At 40.9% G+C, this 20,600-nt stretch carries 13 protein-coding genes; all 13 read left to right on the forward strand.

Annotated features, from left to right (window positions below):
• Positions 1 to 21 precede the first annotated feature (21 nt).
• The 13 genes from AC1TO9_RS03685 to AC1TO9_RS03745 all read left to right on the forward strand — a co-directional run bounded on the left by AC1TO9_RS03685 (position 22) and on the right by AC1TO9_RS03745 (position 20,597).
• Positions 22 to 1,425, forward strand: coding sequence for an N-acetylmuramoyl-L-alanine amidase family protein (locus tag AC1TO9_RS03685; protein WP_482055275.1), 1,404 nt, complete (start codon positions 22 to 24; stop codon positions 1,423 to 1,425).
• A gap of 160 nt (positions 1,426 to 1,585) precedes the next feature.
• Positions 1,586 to 2,131: a GerMN domain-containing protein gene (locus AC1TO9_RS03690; RefSeq protein ID WP_482058353.1), complete on the forward strand. Its 546-nt coding sequence runs from the start codon at positions 1,586 to 1,588 to the stop codon at positions 2,129 to 2,131.
• Between the two features lie 117 nt (positions 2,132 to 2,248).
• Positions 2,249 to 4,951, forward strand: a complete 2,703-nt coding sequence (locus tag AC1TO9_RS03695; RefSeq protein WP_482058354.1) for an S-layer homology domain-containing protein — start codon at positions 2,249 to 2,251, stop codon at positions 4,949 to 4,951.
• Positions 4,952 to 5,044: 93 nt separating this feature from the next.
• On the forward strand, positions 5,045 to 5,719 hold the full coding sequence (gene nth, locus AC1TO9_RS03700) for an endonuclease III (protein ID WP_482055176.1): 675 nt from the start codon (positions 5,045 to 5,047) through the stop codon (positions 5,717 to 5,719).
• A gap of 34 nt (positions 5,720 to 5,753) precedes the next feature.
• The gene (locus tag AC1TO9_RS03705; protein ID WP_482055177.1) at positions 5,754 to 6,026 is read left to right on the forward strand and encodes an NAD/NADP transhydrogenase alpha subunit; all 273 of its coding nucleotides are present in this window, start codon (positions 5,754 to 5,756) and stop codon (positions 6,024 to 6,026) included.
• A gap of 236 nt (positions 6,027 to 6,262) precedes the next feature.
• On the forward strand, positions 6,263 to 9,946 hold the full coding sequence (locus AC1TO9_RS03710) for a dynamin family protein (protein WP_482058355.1): 3,684 nt from the start codon (positions 6,263 to 6,265) through the stop codon (positions 9,944 to 9,946).
• 277 nt (positions 9,947 to 10,223) lie between these two features.
• Positions 10,224 to 11,996 (forward strand): ABC transporter ATP-binding protein, encoded by a 1,773-nt coding sequence (locus AC1TO9_RS03715; RefSeq protein ID WP_482055179.1) that lies wholly within the window; start codon positions 10,224 to 10,226, stop codon positions 11,994 to 11,996.
• Positions 11,993 to 13,855 (forward strand): ABC transporter ATP-binding protein, encoded by a 1,863-nt coding sequence (locus tag AC1TO9_RS03720; protein ID WP_482055180.1) that lies wholly within the window; start codon positions 11,993 to 11,995, stop codon positions 13,853 to 13,855. The genes AC1TO9_RS03715 and AC1TO9_RS03720 overlap by 4 nt, the downstream gene beginning before the upstream one ends.
• A gap of 471 nt (positions 13,856 to 14,326) precedes the next feature.
• Positions 14,327 to 15,517 carry a formate-dependent phosphoribosylglycinamide formyltransferase gene (gene purT, locus AC1TO9_RS03725; RefSeq protein WP_482058412.1) on the forward strand — a complete coding sequence of 397 codons (1,191 nt, stop codon included), beginning with the start codon at positions 14,327 to 14,329 and terminating at the stop codon, positions 15,515 to 15,517.
• Positions 15,507 to 15,962: an N-acetyltransferase family protein gene (locus AC1TO9_RS03730; protein ID WP_482055181.1), complete on the forward strand. Its 456-nt coding sequence runs from the start codon at positions 15,507 to 15,509 to the stop codon at positions 15,960 to 15,962. The genes purT and AC1TO9_RS03730 overlap by 11 nt, the downstream gene beginning before the upstream one ends.
• Positions 15,963 to 16,130: 168 nt before the next feature.
• A complete protein-coding gene (locus AC1TO9_RS03735) occupies positions 16,131 to 17,816 on the forward strand; it encodes a response regulator (protein ID WP_482058356.1) in 1,686 nt (561 codons plus the stop codon).
• A 100-nt stretch (positions 17,817 to 17,916) separates the two neighbouring features.
• The gene (locus AC1TO9_RS03740) at positions 17,917 to 19,623 is read left to right on the forward strand and encodes a sensor histidine kinase (RefSeq protein WP_482058413.1); all 1,707 of its coding nucleotides are present in this window, start codon (positions 17,917 to 17,919) and stop codon (positions 19,621 to 19,623) included.
• Entirely contained in the window at positions 19,620 to 20,597 is a 978-nt protein-coding gene (locus tag AC1TO9_RS03745) for a substrate-binding domain-containing protein (protein WP_482055183.1), read from the forward strand. Before AC1TO9_RS03740 ends, AC1TO9_RS03745 begins: the two co-directional genes overlap by 4 nt.
• Positions 20,598 to 20,600 lie beyond the last annotated feature (3 nt).

Raw genomic sequence — 20,600 nt, forward strand, 5'->3', positions numbered from 1 at the left:
TTAGGAATGGTAGGGTGAATGATGAAGAAATTTAGCTTTCTATTGTTTATAATCATCTTTGTTATGGCATTTCCAAACAAGGGACAAGCGGCTTCAGGACATTCAAATGTATATTTGAACGGTAAGGAACTTGTGTTTGCGTCAAATGTAAAAATTGAGAATGTGAATAACAATATAATGATTCCAATTCGTGTTGTCTCGGAAAATCTAGGATTTGAAGTCATATGGGAGCAAAAAGAGCGCACGGTAACTATAAAGAACAAAGATACAACGCTACAGTTGGCAGTTAATAACAAGATCGCCTGGGTGGACGGTAATAAATCCACATTGTCAACGGCTCCTATATTGAAAAATGATACCGTCTCGGTGCCCATTAGATTTGTTAGTGAGCAAATGGGAATTCAAGTGGATTGGGATAATACATCCAAAACAGTATATTTGCTTTCACCAGATAAAGGGTCAGGAGATATAAATGAAGGTCAACCTGCGCCTGGTCCTGGGGAGAACAACGGACTCGCAACTATTGATGGTATGAGTTTTAGTGATAATCGTTTGATGGTCGCTACTACGGGTAATGTAAAACCAAAGGTGTCTGTATTGAAATCACCCGATCGTATTATCATTGATATACCCGATGCCCATTTCTCAGATACATATGGAGCGACCCATGAACTTAACGCTCATATGCAAGGTGGTTTCGCGGTAAGTGGTTATCCAGATCTAACGAAAATTAGATATTCATTATTTAATAATTCCCCTTCAACAGTGAGAATTGTAATGGATTTGAATCATGCCAAGAAGTACACAATGTATAATGAGGGTAACGTATTAATTGTTGATCTGAATTCGTCAGAAACGGATCCATCTTTTCCTATAGGGGATAATGGGAAGAAGATTGTAGTTATTGATGCTGGTCATGGTAATCAAGATCCTGGGGCGATTAGTGTGACAGGCAAGAGGGAAAAAGATTTCAATTTGGCTGTTACTCTTAAGACAGGACAACTATTAAAGAAGGAACCCAATCTAGATTTCGTTTTAACCCGAAATGATGATACTTTCTTGGAGTTAAAAGATCGTGTGAAAATTGCAAATGATTTGAACGCGGCTGTTTTTGTATCTGTACATGCAAACAGCTCCACTTCGTCTGCAGCTACGGGAAGTGAAACATACTATAAAAATGATAGTAGTATAGCATTTGCAAAAGTCATGCATAAGTATTTAGTGAAAGCGACAGGATTTAAAGATCGAGGCGTTCGATATGGGAACTTCCATGTTATTCGTGAAACGAAGATGGCTGCTGTTTTATTAGAAGTAGGTTATCTCAGTAATAAAGCAGATGAATCAGCAATGTTTACCGAAAACTTACAAAATCGGGTTGCCCAAGGTATTGTGGACGGAATTAAGGAGTATCTTGGTGTGAAGTAACGCTACAAAACTTTAAAGATAATGCTTTCGAAGTGAGTTTTGACGAAGTAGAAATCAAGAAGTATTGCTACAAAACTTTAAAGTATATGCTTCCGAAGCTAGTTTTGACGAAGTGAACATCAGGAAGCAATTGCTACAAAACTTTTAGGGGGACAAGAGTATGAATAGAAAATGGTGGAGTGTGGGGATTCTCGCATTAGTCGTAGTCATTGGAGTGGGTTGTGGGAATAAGCCGCAAGCGCAGCCAAGCGATGGACAATCAGAGCCAGTAACTGTGCCAACAGAGAATGTGCCAACAACAAATGCATCCGCATCCCAAAAAGAATACATTAAGGTTTATTTTACGGATTCCCAAGCGATGGAACTAATAGAATCCACAACCGAGATTACGTACGTGGATGAATCCCAAAAATATGTAGAAGCGTTTAAAGCGCTTCAAAAAGGTGACAACGCTGAACTCATTTCATTATGGGCAAAGATTGAATTGCTCTCTCTTGATTTCAAAGGAGATGCCATAACGATGGACATTAACCTTCCAGATGAAGCCCGTCTTGGTTCAGGTGGTGAAATGTTCGCACTTGAAGCACTTCAAAATACATTATTTCAATTTGATGAAGTGAAATCTATTGAACTTCTTGTTAATGGTGCTAAAGTAGAAAGTCTGATGGGACATGTTGATTTAGAGCATCCAATGGTGAAAAATTAGAAGAAAAGCAGGGATTGGAGCTTTTATGTCGAATATTAATTTAATTCTAGACAATCTGATTTGTATTTGTGTTATTAAGAGAGGGGAAGAAATATGCAATCCAAGCGCAGTAATTCTATGAGTTCTAAAAAGGTGGTATCTGCCGTTCTTGCAAGTATGGTGGCATTAAGTTCAGGGGCCGCGGTTTTTGCGGATGGAACAACACCAGTAGCTACAAATGCCTTAATATCGGCTTCCGGAACATTTAGTGATGTGAAGAGTGGATTTTGGGCTGAAAAACATATCTACAAACTAGCATCACAAGGCATATTATTGGGTGACAAAGGATTATTCAGACCGAATGATAGTGTCTCACAACAGGAAGCTGTGACGATGGCAATCCGATTTATGAATATCCAAGATCAATTAAACACAGATACGGCAGTTGTGTTTCCTGCTACTTTTACGGTGAATAATTACTTCAAGCCCTATGTAGCTCTAGCTTTCCAACATAATTTGTTGGATAAGCAGGTTGAAGTTGATGATGTTACATCAAAAACTTCCTGGGGTGAGAAGAAAGCTAGTCGGGAATGGATTACAGAATTGTTAGTACGTGCGATTGGTAAGGAGAATGAAGCTCAAGCATTAGCATCAAGAGCAACTTCTTTCGTGGATAATAGTAAAATTTCTGCTTCGAAACTGGGGTATGTAAATGCTGCTATCGAGATGGGATTAACGACTGGTATTGAAGGGAATCGTTTCGATCCGCTAGGTTCCGTTACTCGCGCTCAACTAGCAACGTTCTTTAGTCGTGGTGATGATCAGACCGACATTAAATATGCAAATTCAAGTGAAGGTATCGTGACGGAATTAACTGACAATTCAATCAGTTTATTTGTTAACGGTAGTATACGTAATTTTCCATTAAATAATACAACGGTTTACTATACCAAAACTTCTGATATCAAAGTTCCATTCTCTGATATCAAGTTGTACTCCAAAGTGATGATCATTGAGAACGGCGGCAAGGCTGCATATGTAGAAATTATAGATCCTACGGAACAATTAGAGAATATTGAGACTACTTTTGAAAGATTGTTTCAAGGTAATTCATTCGCTGTCTCTACTAATACAGGGTTTGATAATTTCAACTATGATGCCAACACTACATTCCTTGATGTAAGTGGCAATAAGATTGAAGCTAAAGATATAACAACGGGAAGTCAAATTGTTATAAAACGGGAGACCTTCTCTACGAATAAGAATCTCGTGGTTGTTCAAGTGAAGACAGGTGTCATCAATAAGAATGGCGCAGGAACAGTGGAAAGCGTAGATATTAATTCCAAGACAGTTGGAATTAAGAATACAGTAGGCACGACGGAGAGTTATAAATGGGATGAGGTACCTGTGATCATTTATCAGGATCAATTATTATCTCCAGCGGAGTTAAAAGAGGGTTCAGTCATTAACTACACTGTTCAAAATAACACCATTCGCTCAATTGAAATAACTCAAGCTGTCGAGCGGACGATTCGTGGTACTATTTATGAAATTGGCTCAAATGGGACAACCATTACGTATACCAAAACGGGTGGTTCATTGGAAGTGAAGTTGCTGTCAGCTAAACCTGAGATTGTCATTAGTGGTATTGATAAGCCGATTCTAGCTGATCTTCTAGCTGACGCTACTGCTGGAGATCAAGTTGAAATGACGCTAGATTCGAAGGAATTAGTAACTAAGATTGTCGTGCTTAATAGACAAATGGAACAAAAACTAAATGCAACTGTCGTATCCTATGATGAAAAGAAAAAGATTTTAACGTATCTAGATGAAAAAAACAGACCATTTGTAGTTACAATAGATGACAAGACGAAGCTGATTTACAATACGTCGATCCCATCATTGACAGGAATTGAGTACTTTCTAACTAGTGGACGTAAAATTAATCTTAGCTATATTACAAATCGTGCTTTGACGCTCGAAGTGGTATATAAGTATGATGGAACTGTAACAGCAGTGGATACGCTTGCTAGAAAAATAACGATTGAAGGTGCTAACGGTCAAAGAATTACCCTTCCTTATCAAATTACATCGGTTGAGATGTATGGTAAAAGTTATCTGAATATATCAGATGTAAAAGTTGGCAATGAGGTAACTCTTGTACTCGGGGATAATCAAGAAACGGTATCCAAAATTTTGCTGAAAACATCTGTTCAATATGAAGTGGCGTCTGTTGATTCGGGTAATAAATGGATCACTGCGAAATCGGGAAGTGGTACGAACTATGTTTATTTAGATAAGGCGACTGTTACTAATGATAGTGGTGAATTAATGAAAGCTTCTGATTTACAGATTGGTCAGATTGTAAATGTCACTTATAGCGGGGATACTGCTATATCAGCACAAGTATCTAAGTTAGTTTCGGGCGAAGTGTTAGCTGTAGATATAGTCACTTCAAACGTTACCGTTAAAAGTTTTAAAGGTGGCACAGAAGTTATCAAAGCATCAGGTGCTGTTAAAATTATTCGTGCGGGTAGTACGAGCACTGTATTAAACAGTCTGACTTCAGGAGAACGTGTCGAAATACGTAAAGATGTAGATGGAACTACGATCATCAATGTGCTTAGTAAACTTGAGAAGACTTTCTGGAAGTATACAGATACTTCAAGAGACTTTTATGTGAAAAAACAACTTGCAACCGACAAGAATTTGTATAAGTTGTCACCAAATGCATATATTCATCAAGGTGACACGACATTATCCGTGCAATCTCTCCGAGAAAATGATAAAATTGTACTGTATTTTCACAATGATGTAATAGTGGAAATACAGAAACAATAATCTGCTTTCGGTTAGGTCATGAAATACACCGTCTTGATACGGGATGTACTTCCTGTATTAAGACGTTTTTCTTCTTGTCAGGAGGTATTCATCATGGTAGCTGCAAAAGTACGTCATATATTGGACACAATGGCTGAGATGTTTCCTGAGGCGCATTGTGAATTGATCCATAGCAACGCGTTTGAATTAACGATTGCTGTGCTCTTGTCTGCGCAGTGTACAGATGAGACAGTAAATAAGGTTACTAAGGACCTCTTTCAGAAGTATACATCACCCCAAGATTATATCGACGTTCCACTTGAAGAATTGGAGCAAGATATTCGAAGAATCGGACTTTATCGTAATAAGGCCAAGCATATTCAGAATTTATGCAGAATGGTGATAGAGCAATTTGATGGTGATGTTCCTAGAACTTATGATCAATTAGTGTTGCTTCCAGGAGTGGGACGTAAGACTGCTAATGTGGTCGTATCGAATGCATTTGGAATTCCAGCTATAGCAGTGGATACGCATGTGGAACGGGTGTCTAAACGTCTAGGATTAGCAGGATGGGATGACTCCGTACTTGAAGTAGAAAAGAAACTGATGAAAAAAGTTCCTCGAGATGAATGGACAGATACTCATCATCGACTTATCTTTTTTGGACGTTATCACTGCAAAGCTCAAAATCCACAGTGCCAGGTTTGTCCGCTGCTTGATGTATGTCGTGAAGGTAAAAAACGTATGAAATTGACCCAAAAAAGGAAAGATAAAGAGATCATTGGATAGTGAACATTAGAGCTGGAGAAGGATGGGATATTAGATGAAATGTATTTCCGTGTATACAAACAATTTTGAACAATTTTCCGATATTTTCGAGAATGTTGTGGACAGCGAATTTGCAGAGAATGAAGAAAAAGAAGTGGATGGTATTACTGTGAGCCATTCCGGAGAAGTGCCAGAGTTTTATTATGAGCGTATGTCTCAGAAGCCAGAAGTCGTAGTTATGAGAGATAGATCACGCGGTGTGACTATTCTTCAACATGGTTCTGTGTTTGAGATTCTGTTCCCTGAGCTTGAGGATGCATTAGCTTAGGTGCATGACCGATGATATAGGGTTAGTTCATATTCATTAAAAGATATAAAACCGGAGGAATTTCTTCGGTTTTATTTTTTTGTTATGATAAAAGATATCGCTAAACCTTATGAAATGGTAAAATAAAGTTATTTCAATGAGAATAATCACAGGAGTTAGACATGACAAGATGTCATATATCATTCAGCAAGTATATAAATGGTAAAAGTATGTTCATAAGGGGAGAGAATTCATTCATGGTGGCAGTGACACAGAGCGACATGAAGAACGTAGCAACAGATTTGAAAGCGTTTAATAGTAAGTTGACTGGTTGGGGAGATATGAAATCCTGTCATAATATTAATGATTTATTGCAGAAGAAGAATTCTGGTGAATTAACGATTGCTGTATGTGGTCACTTCTCTGCGGGGAAGTCGAGTCTAATTAATACGTTGTGTGGGATGAAGGTATTACCTTCAGGTCCTGTACCAACGAGTGCGAATGTGGTGACGATTCGTAATGGCGTACCACGTGCGCTCATATACTCCGCTGATCTGAATGAGTTGGAAGGCGATATTGAAAAGATTACGCCGTTAGAGGTGTCGCCAGCACAACTTGATAATTATTGCATGAATGGTGGTGAGTATTCATCTATCGAAGTATGGGAGAGGATTCCTTTTCTCGGTTCAGATGGTGTTCTGATGGATACTCCAGGGGTCGATTCTACAGATGATGGACATAAGAAAGCTACTCATTCAGCGCTTCACTTGGCTGATGTTGTACTATATGTAATGGATTACAATCATGTTCAATCTGAGAATAATTTGATGTTCGCGAAGAGCTTATCCGATTGGGGGAAGCCGCTATATTTGATTGTTAATCAGATTGATAAGCATAAAGAGCAAGAGTTATCTTTTGCGGCATATCATGAGGAAGTGGTTACAGCATTTCAACGTTGGCAGGTTAGCTATGAAGGGGTTATTTATAATTCCTTGAAGGAAATGGATCATCCTTATAATCAGCATGATCGGTTGAAATCTTTAATTATAGATTTAATTGAGCAGAAGGAAGCATTGCTTGAATATAGTATATCTTGTTCGGTTCACCATGTTGCTGAGGATCATTTAGAACAATTTAAAGAGTCTTTAGCAGATGAGAAGGAGCGTCTTCTTGAAGAGTTAGGTGGGGAGGAAGTTCTGGATCGGATTGAAGCAGGTATGAAGTCTTTGGAGCTTGAGCGAGGGCAGATTGAAGGGGGTCCACAGGAAGAGAGAGAAGTGCTTCGTATCGAGTTACATAAGTTACTGGATAATTCAAACCTGATGCCAGCAGAAATTAGAGATCTAGCACAGCTATTCTTGGAGAGTCGTAGGCCTGGATTTAAGAAGGGTCTATGGTTATCGGGCAATAAGACAAAGGCAGAGCAAGAACAAAGGCAAAGTCAGTTTCTTCATAAGTTGCAGGAACAAGTAGCTTCACAAGTGGAATGGCATGTCCGTCAGATGTTGATTGAATGGGGCGACGAGCAGGAGCTGTGGAGTGAAGAATGGCAGAAGAAGATGGAGTTATTCATTCCGTCTATAGATGAGAGTGTTATTCTACACACACTTCAAAGTGATGCTGTTCTATCTGGTGAGTATGTTCTGAACTATTGTCGTAGCATAGCCGAACATATTAAGGGCTTGTATCGTCGTAGCATGATGGAATTCGCGGAGCAGCTATTAGTGCTGCTCGATGAGGCTGCTGCACGCGAGCTGCAGCAGCTAAGTCAACGAATGGCCGACCTGCAGCAGCAGTCGGCCGCCGGATCCCGCTATGCAGCGTTGCTGCGGGAGGAAACCGCGCGCGCGGCAGCTCTAGCGGAGCTGCTGCCGCCGCGCCAGGGCATCACCCCCGGCCTCCTGCCGGTGGTGGCGCCCTTACGGCCGCCCGCACCTGCGGTGGCGGCCAAGGAGGCGGGCGCGCTTCGCGCTGCGCCCGCAAGAGCACTTGCCCCGCCGCATAGCGGAGGCGGGGCTCACCCGCGCGGCATAGCTCCCGGAGGTCGCCGCCAGCGCTTAGCAGATGCGGCGGCGCAGTTGCATGCCGCGTCCGCACTGCTAGGGCTGTACCCCGCGATGGCATCCGCCGCGCGGGGAATACGTGAACGCGCCGCTGCGCTAGAAGGCGGCACGTTCACATTAGCGCTGTTCGGAGCTTTCAGCGCGGGCAAGTCCTCCTTCGCCAATGCTTTGCTTGGCGAAGATGTACTGCCTGTATCGCCGCATCCGACGACCGCGGCGATCAATCGTATTCTTGCGCCGCAAGGTGATTATTTACACGGAACCGCGCAGGTGACGATGAAGTCGCACGAAACATTTATGGAGGATTTGAGAATATCTTTCGCGACGCTCCATTTAGGCGTACCTGATCCGAAGGAATGGTCTAAGGCTGTGAATAACTTAAGTTCAGAAGGTATACATCCTGCGGGTTTACCTCATTTCGGTTTCCTAAAGGCTGCTAGTGCTGGATGGGTGAAAGCCGAGGAACTTTTGGGTTCGGAACAAATCGTTGATTTTTCACAGTATCGCTCCTTTGTAGCAGATGAGAGTAAATCTTGTTTTGTCGAGCGTATCGATTTGTTTTACAGTTGTGACCTAACAGAACAGGGCATTATTCTTGTGGATACACCAGGGGCTGACTCACTGCACGCACGTCATACAGGTGTGACTTTTCAATATATGAAGTATGCAGATGCGATCGTGTTCGTAACGTATTATAATCATGCCTTTTCCAAAGGGGATCGACAATTTCTCTCTCAATTAGGGAGGGTGAAAGATAGCTTTGCACTGGATAAAATGTTTTTCATTATCAATGCATCAGATCTTGCTGCATCAAACGATGAGCTTGAGCAAGTGATAGACCATGTGCAATCCAACCTTCGGAGTAATGGCATTGGTTCACCTCATATTTATGCTCTATCGAGCATGAAAGCGTTGGAGGCTAAGCGTGAGGGCGATAAGTCATCGTTATTAGCTTCAGGGTTTACGGCATTTGAGACATCACTAGATGATTTTGCCGGGAAAGAGTTACCAGGATTATCTATACTAGCTGCAAGACAAGAGATTACATCGGCCCGAATGCGTGCGGAAGAATGGGATCGGATATCCCGACAAGATGAGGCGACTAGAGATGGACAGCGACTTGAACTTTCAAATAAGGTTACGAAGGCTAACGCTATGTTGAGTCAGTTCACGAAGTTGGAAGGTGTCCATAGGGTGATCGAACAAGAGACGAAAGAGCTGTTATTCCACGTGTGCCAACGGATATATTATCGATTGGGATCATTCTTTCAAGAATCTTTTCATCCTACAGTGCTCCGTGAAGGCATGGGTTCTTTGAAAGAGATATACACGGATTGCGGGCGAGAGCTAGAACAGTCCTTATTAAGGGAAATCGATCAAGAAATATGGGCTACGACATTGCGACTTGAACTAAAGGCCAAATCAATCTTGGAAGAAGGAGCGATTCGGTTTACAAATCAGATCCATGACTTGGATGAGGGCATGTTATTAATACCCATGAGAGAGAATCGAGATTGGACAGTACCTGATTTGCAAGGTAGTCAATTTCATCAATCTATGGATTGGGGGAGTATGTGGTCTTCTTTTAAAACACCAAAGTTATTCTTCGAAGGAAAAGGTCGTGAGAAGTTACGGCTTGCCGTTGAACCAAAGTTAAAAGAGGCTATAGCAGAAGCGGTCATCCTACAGCAACAGCAGTTATCTGACTTCTATGTAACGGAATTTCAAAAGGGACTTCACCGTCAAGCAGCTATTCTAGAAGAGCAATTAGCAGAAGGATACACTGCGCTTGAACAAACACTACAATTAACAGATTCAATAGAACAATGGCATGAATTAGCGAATGAATTAACTATATTTGAGCAAGTTTTAGAATAGAAAATCTTCTGAAAGAGAGGGGATAAGGCGGATTGGGGAAGCGCTTTTACAGGCTTTCTTTTCTTTTGGTCAATTAACCAAGGGATATGGAGGAAACAAGAACAATTGATAACTAGCTCTTGATTGTATGATTCAATTGGCAGTTGGTTGCGTAACTAGGCTGATTATGATGACTTATGCACTTTGCCGCCTTGCAAGGACGGTGGTAAACTTCATTAATGTTCACAAATATATAAATAAATGATATGGATCTTATGCATCCATAAGGAGGAGAAACATGAACGTACTCAGGCAATTACAGAGCTTCTTTTGGGACAAACGGAAGTTTCTGTACTTATCGATCCTAAGTTTAGCAATTGCTACTGCGCTAGGATTGGTTACTCCGATGTTGCTTAAAAGCCTGATTGATGATGCTATTATGCCTGGGCAGTATGACAAAGTGCCTATGCTTGCTATCACTGTCATTCTTGTCGTCATTGTAAAAGCAATGATGCAATTTGTAAGCGGTACCCTTGGTGGTAGATTAGGTAATCATTTGGCATACCGTTTGCGTAATGCATGTTACGAGAAACTTCAATTTTTATCTTTTCGCTATTATGACACTGCTAAAACAGGCGATTTAATGTCACGTTTAACAGGTGACCTCGAAGCGATTCGAAATTTTGTTGGGTTTGGTTTAGCACAAATGATGAACACCATACTAATGGTCTTATTCGGCGCAATTATGATGTTCTCCATTCACTGGCAATTGACCTTGGTCACGATGATGAGTGTTCCATTCTTAATTATCGTAGCTCTGAGATTTGAAGGTAAGATTCATCCTGCATTTCGGGAAATGCGCTTAGCATTAAGTACGCTAACGACTGCTGTACAGGAGAATGTTACAGGAGTTAGAACGGTTAAATCTTTTGCACGTGAACCTCATGAAGTTGAGAAGTTCTCCATCCGTAATGAACGCTATAAGACGAACCAGATCTTTACATCAACATTATGGAGTCGCTTCTTTCCATTCATGGAATTCTTGGCTTCGATCACGGTTGTTCTGCTCCTTACAGTAGGAGGAACCTTTGTCATCAATGGAACACTCTCATTAGGAGAATTGGTAGCCTTCTTCAGTCTGATCTGGTACATAATCGGTCCAATGTGGAATATTGGATTCCTAATTAATAACTATACCCAATCCGAAGCTTCAGGTGAACGCGTCTTAGAACTACTTAATCACCCCATTGACGTTAAAGATCGTGAAGATGCGGTGGAGCTTAAGGTGGAAGAAGTTAAGGGACATATTACATTTGATGATGTTACTTTTGCCTATGGAAATAAGATAGCTGCGATTAAGGACGTAACCTTCGATGCACCAGCGGGCTCTGTTATTGGATTTCTAGGTGGGACGGGTTCGGGTAAGTCAACGATTATTCAATTACTAATGCACGCTTATAATGTGAATGAAGGTACGATCAAACTTGACGGAGTGGATATACGTGATATTACCGTTCATAGTCTTCGTAGCCAGATTGCATCGGTATTCCAGGAGACATTCCTGTTCTCTTCCAGCATCCAGAATAATATTTCATATGGGTTGAAGGATGTAACTATGGAAGAAATCATTCGTGCTGCAGAATTAGCGAAAGCGCATGAATTTATTATGGAGATGCCTGATGGATATAATACGGTCGTTGGAGAACGTGGAATGGGACTCTCTGGTGGACAGAAACAACGGATCGCCATAGCTCGTGCTTTACTAAAGAATCCCAAAATTCTTATTCTTGATGATGCGACCAGTGCCGTTGACATGGAGACAGAACATGAGATCCAGTCAGGATTCCAAGAAGTGATGAAAGGACGTACAACATTTATTATTGCCCATCGAATATCTTCTCTACGTCATGCAGATGAAATACTAGTACTGGACGAAGGGAAGGTCGTACAAAGAGGCAAACACGAACATCTAATTACTGTGCCAGGTCCATATCGAGATGTGTACCAAATTCAGTACGCTGACTATATCTCCCGGGTAACTGGGGAAGCAGAAGAGCAGGTGAAATCATGAACACGGGCATAAAAGCTGAAAGGCAGAATCAAAAGTCTAGCAAGGAATCTAATAAAGCTCAAAAAGGTGGCGCGAGGTTTGTCTACCAAGATGATGATATTATTGATAAAGCATTTGACTGGGGACAATTCCGACGATTGTTTGCTTATATGCGACCTTATGCTAAACAATTACTCCCTCTGATCGGATTGATGATGATTCTGGGAACGATCACTAAATTAACAGTTCCTTACCTAACGAGTATGGCGATTGACAAGGCGATTGCGCCTGCTAATGCTAGTCCTAATCTGAAGATGCTCTATACGATTGCTGTTGTTATATTAGTACTATATGCTGTGCAATGGATAGCATCGACCTATCGCATTAAGTACATGAATATTATTGGACAGAGAGTCATATTTGATTTACGAGCAGATTTATTCAAGCATATTCAAAAGCTTTCATTCAATTTCTTTGATAAAAGACCAGCGGGTTCGATTCTAGTCAGGGTTACCAATGATGTGAACTCATTGCAGGAACTCTTCACTAACGGTGTCGTTAACTTAATGATTGACTTTGTTCAGTTGATAGGAATTGTTGTGATTCTATTGATAATCAATGTAAAGCTTGGACTTGCGGTTATTATTACAGTACCGATTATGTTCTTTATTTCTACGAAGTTGCGGGTGAAGATACGTGGAGCTTGGCAGGAAGTTCGTATGAAAGGTTCACGAATCAACTCACATTTGAATGAATCGATCCAAGGGATTCGTGTCACTCAAGCTTATACGCAAGAGAAAGAAAATATGGAATTCTTCGATGTCATGAATAAAGATGCTAAGAAGTCATGGGATAGAGCTACGACCATGAACCAAGGATTCGGTCCACTTATAGAAATTACAGGTGGCTTCGGTACATTGATACTCTTCTCGTTCGGTGCCTACTTGATTCAACAAGGTGAACTAACGATTGGTCTATTAGTAGCCTTCTCTAGTTATGTAGGTAACTTCTGGGATCCAATTAACCGTCTGGGTCAGATGTATAATCAATTGTTAGTTGCGATGGCGTCATCAGAGCGAATATTCGAATTCATGGATGAGAAACCTAGTATCGATGATCAACCTAATGCAATAACTCTACCTGAAATTAAAGGGGATATTACATTTGAGAAGATTGTCTTTGAGTATGAGAAAGGTCGTCAAGCTCTGAAAGGAATTGACCTAAACGTTGAGGCGGGTCAGACGATTGCATTAGTTGGTCATACAGGCTCGGGTAAAAGTACGATTGTCAATCTCCTGAGTCGCTTCTACGACATCACGGATGGCAAGATCACTATTGATGGAAATGATATTCGAGATGTAAAGGTTGAAAGCCTACGAAGTCAGATCGGTATTGTGTTGCAAGATACGTTCATCTTCTCTGGAACGATTCGAGATAATATTCGTTTTGGGCGTTTAGATGCGAAGGATGAGGAGATTGAAACGGTAGCTAAATCGGTGAATGCTCATGACTTCATTTCGGCCTTACCACAGGGATATGACACCGAAGTAGAAGAACGCGGAAATGTATTGTCTATGGGTCAGCGTCAACTACTGTCCTTTGCAAGGGCGCTACTAGCTAATCCGCGTATTCTAGTGTTAGATGAAGCTACGGCAAGTATTGACACGGAAACAGAACTCAAAATTCAAGAAGCCTTGAAAGTACTACTCCAAGGACGGACTTCATTTATTGTTGCCCATAGACTTTCGACGATACGACATGCGGATAAAATTGTTGTATTGGATCATGGGGAAATCAAGGAAGAGGGAAGCCACGCTGAGTTGATACGACAAGATGGGATCTATAACGGTCTCATTGAAGCCCAATTCAGATTCATCTAAATTGTGGTAGTTCAAAAAGTCATCTTTTGATCACGAAGGTTAGCAGGGAGCGTATTCGACATCGAAGATTGAATTCAGCCGGTCCTAGCATATGCTTTCGAGGTATGTTTCCTTCGGAAACATTTCAGGTGCTCACGTAGGTACTGCCAGCGTATGCTTCCGAAGTCGTTTTCTACGAAAACGTGTAGCTCCGCTTCTCGCTCGCTATCTTCATTCAATCTTCTGAGGCGTTTCGAAGAAACGCAACATCGTAAGCATACGCTTTAGTGCTGAAAATTTGACTTTTTGAACACGTACTAAAATTACACAATGATACCACTTCCTTGAAAAACCGACATGGATTTCGTGAAAATGTAACAAGATTATGTAGGAAAAAGATTGAATTTGCTGAAAATTTGTGGAGCGCTCTTGCATTCTGCGTGCTAAACCCTGAAAATAGAGATAATAGATCTATAGGGGGGATGGCAAGTGGTGTGGGGTGCTCCTTTTTCTGCATATTCCAGAAAAATATTGCTGCTGGGCAGTGGAGAATTAGGAAAAGAAGTGGTACTTGAAGCCCAGAGATTGGGTATTGAGACCATTGCCGTGGATCGCTATAAAGATGCTCCTGCTATGCAGGTAGCACACAGGTCTCATGTGATCGATATGCTCGATGAAGAAGCACTAAAAAGAATAATAAGGCAAGAACAACCCGATCTTATTGTTCCAGAAATTGAAGCAATCGCAACAACTGCATTGATGGAATTAGAAATGGAAGGATATCATATCGTTCCTACCGCGCGTGCTACTTCACTCACGATGGATCGCGAAGGGATTCGCCGCCTGGCATCCGAGACTCTAGGATTGCCAACGGCAACTTATCGATTTGCAGACAATCTGGATGAATTGAAAATTGCGGTAGCTGAACTAGGAACACCTTGTGTGGTGAAGCCAATTATGAGTTCATCTGGCAAAGGCCAAAGTGTTTGTCGGAGTATGGATGAAGTGAACGCGTGTTGGACTATAGCTGTTGAAGATGGACGAGCTAAGACTACCCGTGTAATCATTGAGTCTTTTGTTCAATTTGAGAGTGAAATTACGCTACTTACTGTTCGATCTGTATCTGGAACGCTGTTCTGCCCACCGATTGGCCATATTCAGAAGGATGGCGATTATGTGGAGTCTTGGCAACCGCATCAGATGAGTGACACTCAAATTGAACAATCTCAAGCAATTGCCAAAGCGATTACGGATGAATTGGGTGGATATGGTGTCTTTGGAGTTGAGTTGTTCTTAACATCCGAAGGAGTTGTATTCAGTGAAGTATCGCCTCGTCCACATGATACCGGTATGGTAACGATGGTGACACAGGATTTGTCGGAGTTTGCTCTACATGTTAGAGCGATCCTTGGCTTGCCGATTGATGACGTACAATTACTTTCACCTGGTGCATCAGCTACATTGAAAGCACAAGGAAATAGCACTGACTTTATCATTAATGGAGTCGGTGAAGCACTCTTACTTCCACGAACTCAAGTAAGAGTATTTGGTAAGGGTGAGGCGAAGCCTGGAAGAAGAATGGCTGTTACTTTGAGTACTGCTGATAATGTTGAGAATGCACGAGACACAGCGAAGCATGCTGCGAGTCTATTGAAAGTGGAGGAATTTGACCATGATAGGTAGTTTGTCTACCCCTGTATTGTGTATCCGTAAGTTCCAATGGAATGACTTGGAGAGTCTAAATGCATTAATGCGAGAATTGAACTATCCAACGACATTAAGTGTCATGCGAGAACGGATGCAGGAGATGGAATCTAGTCCTGTACATTGTACACTCATTGCTGAAGTGGATAACGAAGTAGTAGGGGAGATCAGTTTACGAAATATTCTGACTCATTCTAGTACTGAAGCTACAACTCAGATTACCTCTATTGTTGTCGCTAAAGGTTATCAAGGTCAGGGCATTGGGAAGAGATTGATTCATAGTGCAGAAGAATGGAGCAAAGGTCAAGGAAGCCATCTTCTATTTCTTAAAAGTGGTAACCGCGTAGAGCGTGCTCCTGCAAGAGCGTTTTATAAACATATCGGATTCACCAATATGGGCTACCTTTTCAGCAAAACATTATAGTGCGGCAATAACATACAGGGTGTCCCAAGTCATTTACTAAGGCTTTAGGGGCACCATTTTTTTAAAATATAAGAAAGCATAAGTTTCACATGAATCAATTTCATAATCGGCGATGCAGCTAAATCGGATTATGCAATCGCTTACAAAATTGAGGTGAGGAATGAGTAAATGTATAAGCTTATTTTAGTAGATGATGAAGAAGATGTAAGAGAAGGATTACTTGATGAAATAGCATGGAAAGAGCATGGTTTCGATGTAGTAGATAAGGCGGAGAATGGTCGAGAAGCGACAGAGCTAATTGAGAGATATCATCCGGACGTTGTCGTAACGGATATTCATATGCCTTTTATGAATGGACTAGAGCTTGCCGAATGGATTCGAAACCATTATCCGCATACGAAGATCATTATTTTAACTGGATTCGATGAATTCGAATATGCTCAGAAAGCGATAAAGATGCAGATCGACGAATATGTTCTTAAGCCTTTTTCTTCTAAAGAACTGGTTGATGTATTGTTGAAAGTGAAGAATAAACTGGACGACGAACTAGCTGAACAGGACAACTTAGATCATTTGCTCCAGTATTACCGAGAAAGCCTTCCTATTATGCGAGGCAAGTTTCTCTCCTCTCTTGTGTCAAGACGTATACCTATCACAGAAATAAACGAAAAGATGGTCAGTTATGAGCTTAAATTAACTGCTTCTTTATATATGGTCTCTATTGTGAGAGTAGATTATTTCTATGCAGAGCTGCAACAGAATGAATCATCGCATATGAATGTCACAACTTCACAATCTTTAAAACATACGAATGATCGACAATTACAATTGTTTGCAGTGCTGAATATTGCCAATGAAATATGTCTGAAGCACCAGATAGGTGAAGTGTTTCTTCATCATGATGATGTCGTTCTATTAATGATGAATCATGATGACGATTCCGAGAAGATGATCCAAAGGATGCTAGAAATATTAGAAGAAGTTAGACAAAATGTAGAGAAATATTTAAAGCTAACCGTGACGATAGGTGCGGGAACCATGACAAACATTCTTGGGGGTGTAAATCATTCCTATAATGATGCATTGCAAGCATTGGATTATCGTTTACTTTTGGGCAATAATCGAGTGATTTGGATTGATGATGTGGAATCGAGAACGGATCGATTCAAGAATGAGCCTCTTCACTATGATGAATTGAAGCAACAAATGTTAATTCGCGCCATTAAACTAGGAACAGCGCAGGAAGTAGGAGCTACGGTGGAGAATCTATTTGCAGGAGAAGAGATGAGTCAACTTACTGTAAAGGATTGTCAGGTATATGTATTAGAAATCATAACATCTATTATGAAGATAGCTAAAGAATTTCGGATGGAGCTCGATGAGATATTCGGTACGAATGAGTATTTTGTTGAGATCACGAAGTTTAATAACTTGAATGAAGTAAAGCTGTGGATTACTGGTATTTGTGTGAAACTCATGAACCACATTTCGAAGGGCCGTCAATCTAGTTATAATCAATTGGTAGAGGACGCTAAATCGTACATAGCGATCCATTATCACGAGAATGACATTTCAATTAATAAAGTGTGTACATATTTACATATAAGTACCGGGTATTTCAGTAGTATTTTCAAGAAAGAAATGAAGCTGACCTTTGTGAACTATGTGATGCAACTTCGGATGGAATCTGCTAAAGATTATCTACGTTCAAGTGATTTGAAATCTTTTGAAATCGCGGAGAAGGTTGGATTTATCGATCCTAATTATTTCAGTTTTTGTTTCCGTAAGCAATTCGGAATATCTCCAAAAGAATATCGGAATAATGCGGGAGGAGCAACGACGAGTGAGCATTAAATTGAAAGATTCACGACAATCTAAACTTTCAAAAAAACTTAAAGTCCCACTCTCGTTCAATCTAAGAAGTATTCAAGTCATTATTACGATATCTTTCTCGATGATTACGGTTGTCGTGGTGCTCCTAGTTAGCCTATTACTCTACAACAAGTTCGCTAAATCTGCAGAAGACAACGCTTATCTAAACATTCAACAAATTATAGAACAGGTGAACTCCCACTTGGAGCTATATGTCAAAGGCATGCAGGATATATATGAAGTGGTGGAACAGCAAATTGGTCAAACAGGTAACATCTCGGATTCATTATTGAAGGAACAACTGACGACACTTCTTCGGACCCGTGAGGACTTGGTCTCTGTCGCTCTGTTTACACCGGTAGGTGACATGGTATTGGACGTACCCGATGCGAACATGCGCCGAAATACACAATTAATGAAACAAAGTTGGTTTCAGACTGCACTTAAGCAACCGGAATCCGTCTCCTTCTCTCAACCTCATATTCAGAACTTATACAAAGGGCAATATAAATGGGTAGTTTCATTAAGTCGGATGATCCAGTATAGGGAAAAGGGAGAATTGAAGCAGGGTATTCTGTTGGTGGATGTTAATTTTCGGACGATTGATGAGCTTAGCAGCAAAGTAAGTCTTGGTAAAAAAGGCTATGCCTATATTATCGATGCTCTAGGAAATATCATTTATCATCCACAGCAGCAATTAATTTATGCAGGACTTAAATATGAAAATATTGAGCCTGTATTTAAGTACGCCTTCGGAAGTTATATGGACACATCTACAGAAGAAGAAAGATATATTACGGTTAGAACAGTGGACCCGATTGGTTGGAAAATCGTTGGTGTGGCCTATCCAGATGAGATTGTAACAACGAAGAGGGATCTTAATCATTTCGTTGGATGGTTTCTAACGATCGTTATGGTTGTCGTACTATTGATTTCTATTTTTGTGTCTGCCAAGATATCACAGCCTATTCGCCGGTTAGAGAAAGTGGTTAAGCAGGTAGGGCAAGGTGATTTTAGCACACCTATTGATGTGAAGGGTGCTTATGAAGTAGAGCAATTATCCAAGAGGTTTAACCTTATGCTACATCGAATTCGTCAACTTATGAGTCAGATTATATATGAACAGGAAGCGAAGCGGAAAAGTGAACTAGATGTACTTCAAGCGCAGATTAATCCACATTTTCTCTATAATACGTTGAATTCCGTTATCCGGCTTGTAGAGCGGGGGAAGAACGAAGATGTCGTTACTGCGATCACTTCACTGTCTAAATTATTCCGTATTAGTCTTAGTGAAGGAAGGAATATGATCACGTTAGAGGAAGAATTAGAGCATGTCCGTCATTATCTGATTATCCAAAAGATAAGATATAAGAGTAAATTTAATTACGAGATGGATATTCAGGATGAGGCATTAACTTGTATAACGCTGAAACTTATCATTCAACCGATTGTCGAGAATGCCATCTATCATGGGATTGAGCTTATGCCAGATGAAGGCTCTATTCGGATCTCAGTCAGAGTTGAAGGGGAGAGAGTTATTATTTCGGTGACGGATAACGGTCTTGGAATGACACCTCAAGTGATGGGACAACTGTTGACAGGTGGTGTGAAGAGTTCAGGAGGATCAGGCGTGGGTGTGAAGAATGTTCATGAACGCATCCAATTGTACTACGGCAAAGCGTATGGACTGACATTTGTGAGCGAAGTGGAGGAAGGAACTACGGTTACTATTACCCTTCCTATGATGATAAAGGAACTAGATCCTGTGGAAGAAGAGGGAATGTTATGAATATAACTATAAGAAGAATATTGTTATTATTGGTTTCTCTTTCACTTGGATTGGTTTCTTGTTCGAATACTCCTTCAAGTTTACGAATGACAGATAGCGTACGTAAGGTGAGCATGATTGTGAAGATGAATAGTGGTTCTTTTTGGAATACGGTTAAGATGGGAGCGGAAGTTGCCGCGAAAGAATACAACGTAGAATTAACATTCCTTGGTCCAGATAGCGAGAATGATATCGAGGGGCAAATTATGTTAGTCGATGACGCGATTAAGAACAAAGCAGATGCTATTATTCTATCAGCAAGTGATTATATGAAGCTGGCACAGGTAACGGATCGCGCAGCTTATCACAAAATTCCGGTCATTTCCATGGATACAGAAGTAGCTTCGGCTCGAGTGAAGACCTTTGTAGGAACCAATAATTATGAAGCAGGACAAAGAGCGGCAGAAAGATTGATTCAATTGATTGGTGGTAAAGGTCAGGTTGGTTTAGTTAGCTTCGTAGAGGGAGCTCGGAATGCGGATGAAAGAGCGTCGGGGATGTTGGATTACATGGCACGGTTCCCTGACGTTAAGGTAATAGATATCGTATATTGTGGTTCAGACATACAGTTAGCGGCACGATTAACGAATGAAATGATTAATCAATATCCAGACCTCAGAGGAATCATCGCACTGAATGAAATAGCAGGGATCGGTGTGTCGAAAGAAGTACAGAAGCTAGGTGCTGGTGGTAGAGTGAAGATCATTACATTTGACAGCCCACCTGAGGTCATTGAGATGTTACAAGAGGGTGTTGTTCAGGCAACGGTCATTCAGAACCCTTATAGTAATGGATATTTAGCAGTGAAGCATGCTGTTGAAGGCATTGAAGGGATCCATGTTCCTGAGCGAGTGGAGACAGGATCCAAGTTGATTGATCTCGATAATATGTTGTGGCCAGAAAATCAAAAGCAACTGTTTCCTTTTGTAAGGTGATGA

This window comes from Paenibacillus sp. Y916, assembly GCF_056786435.1.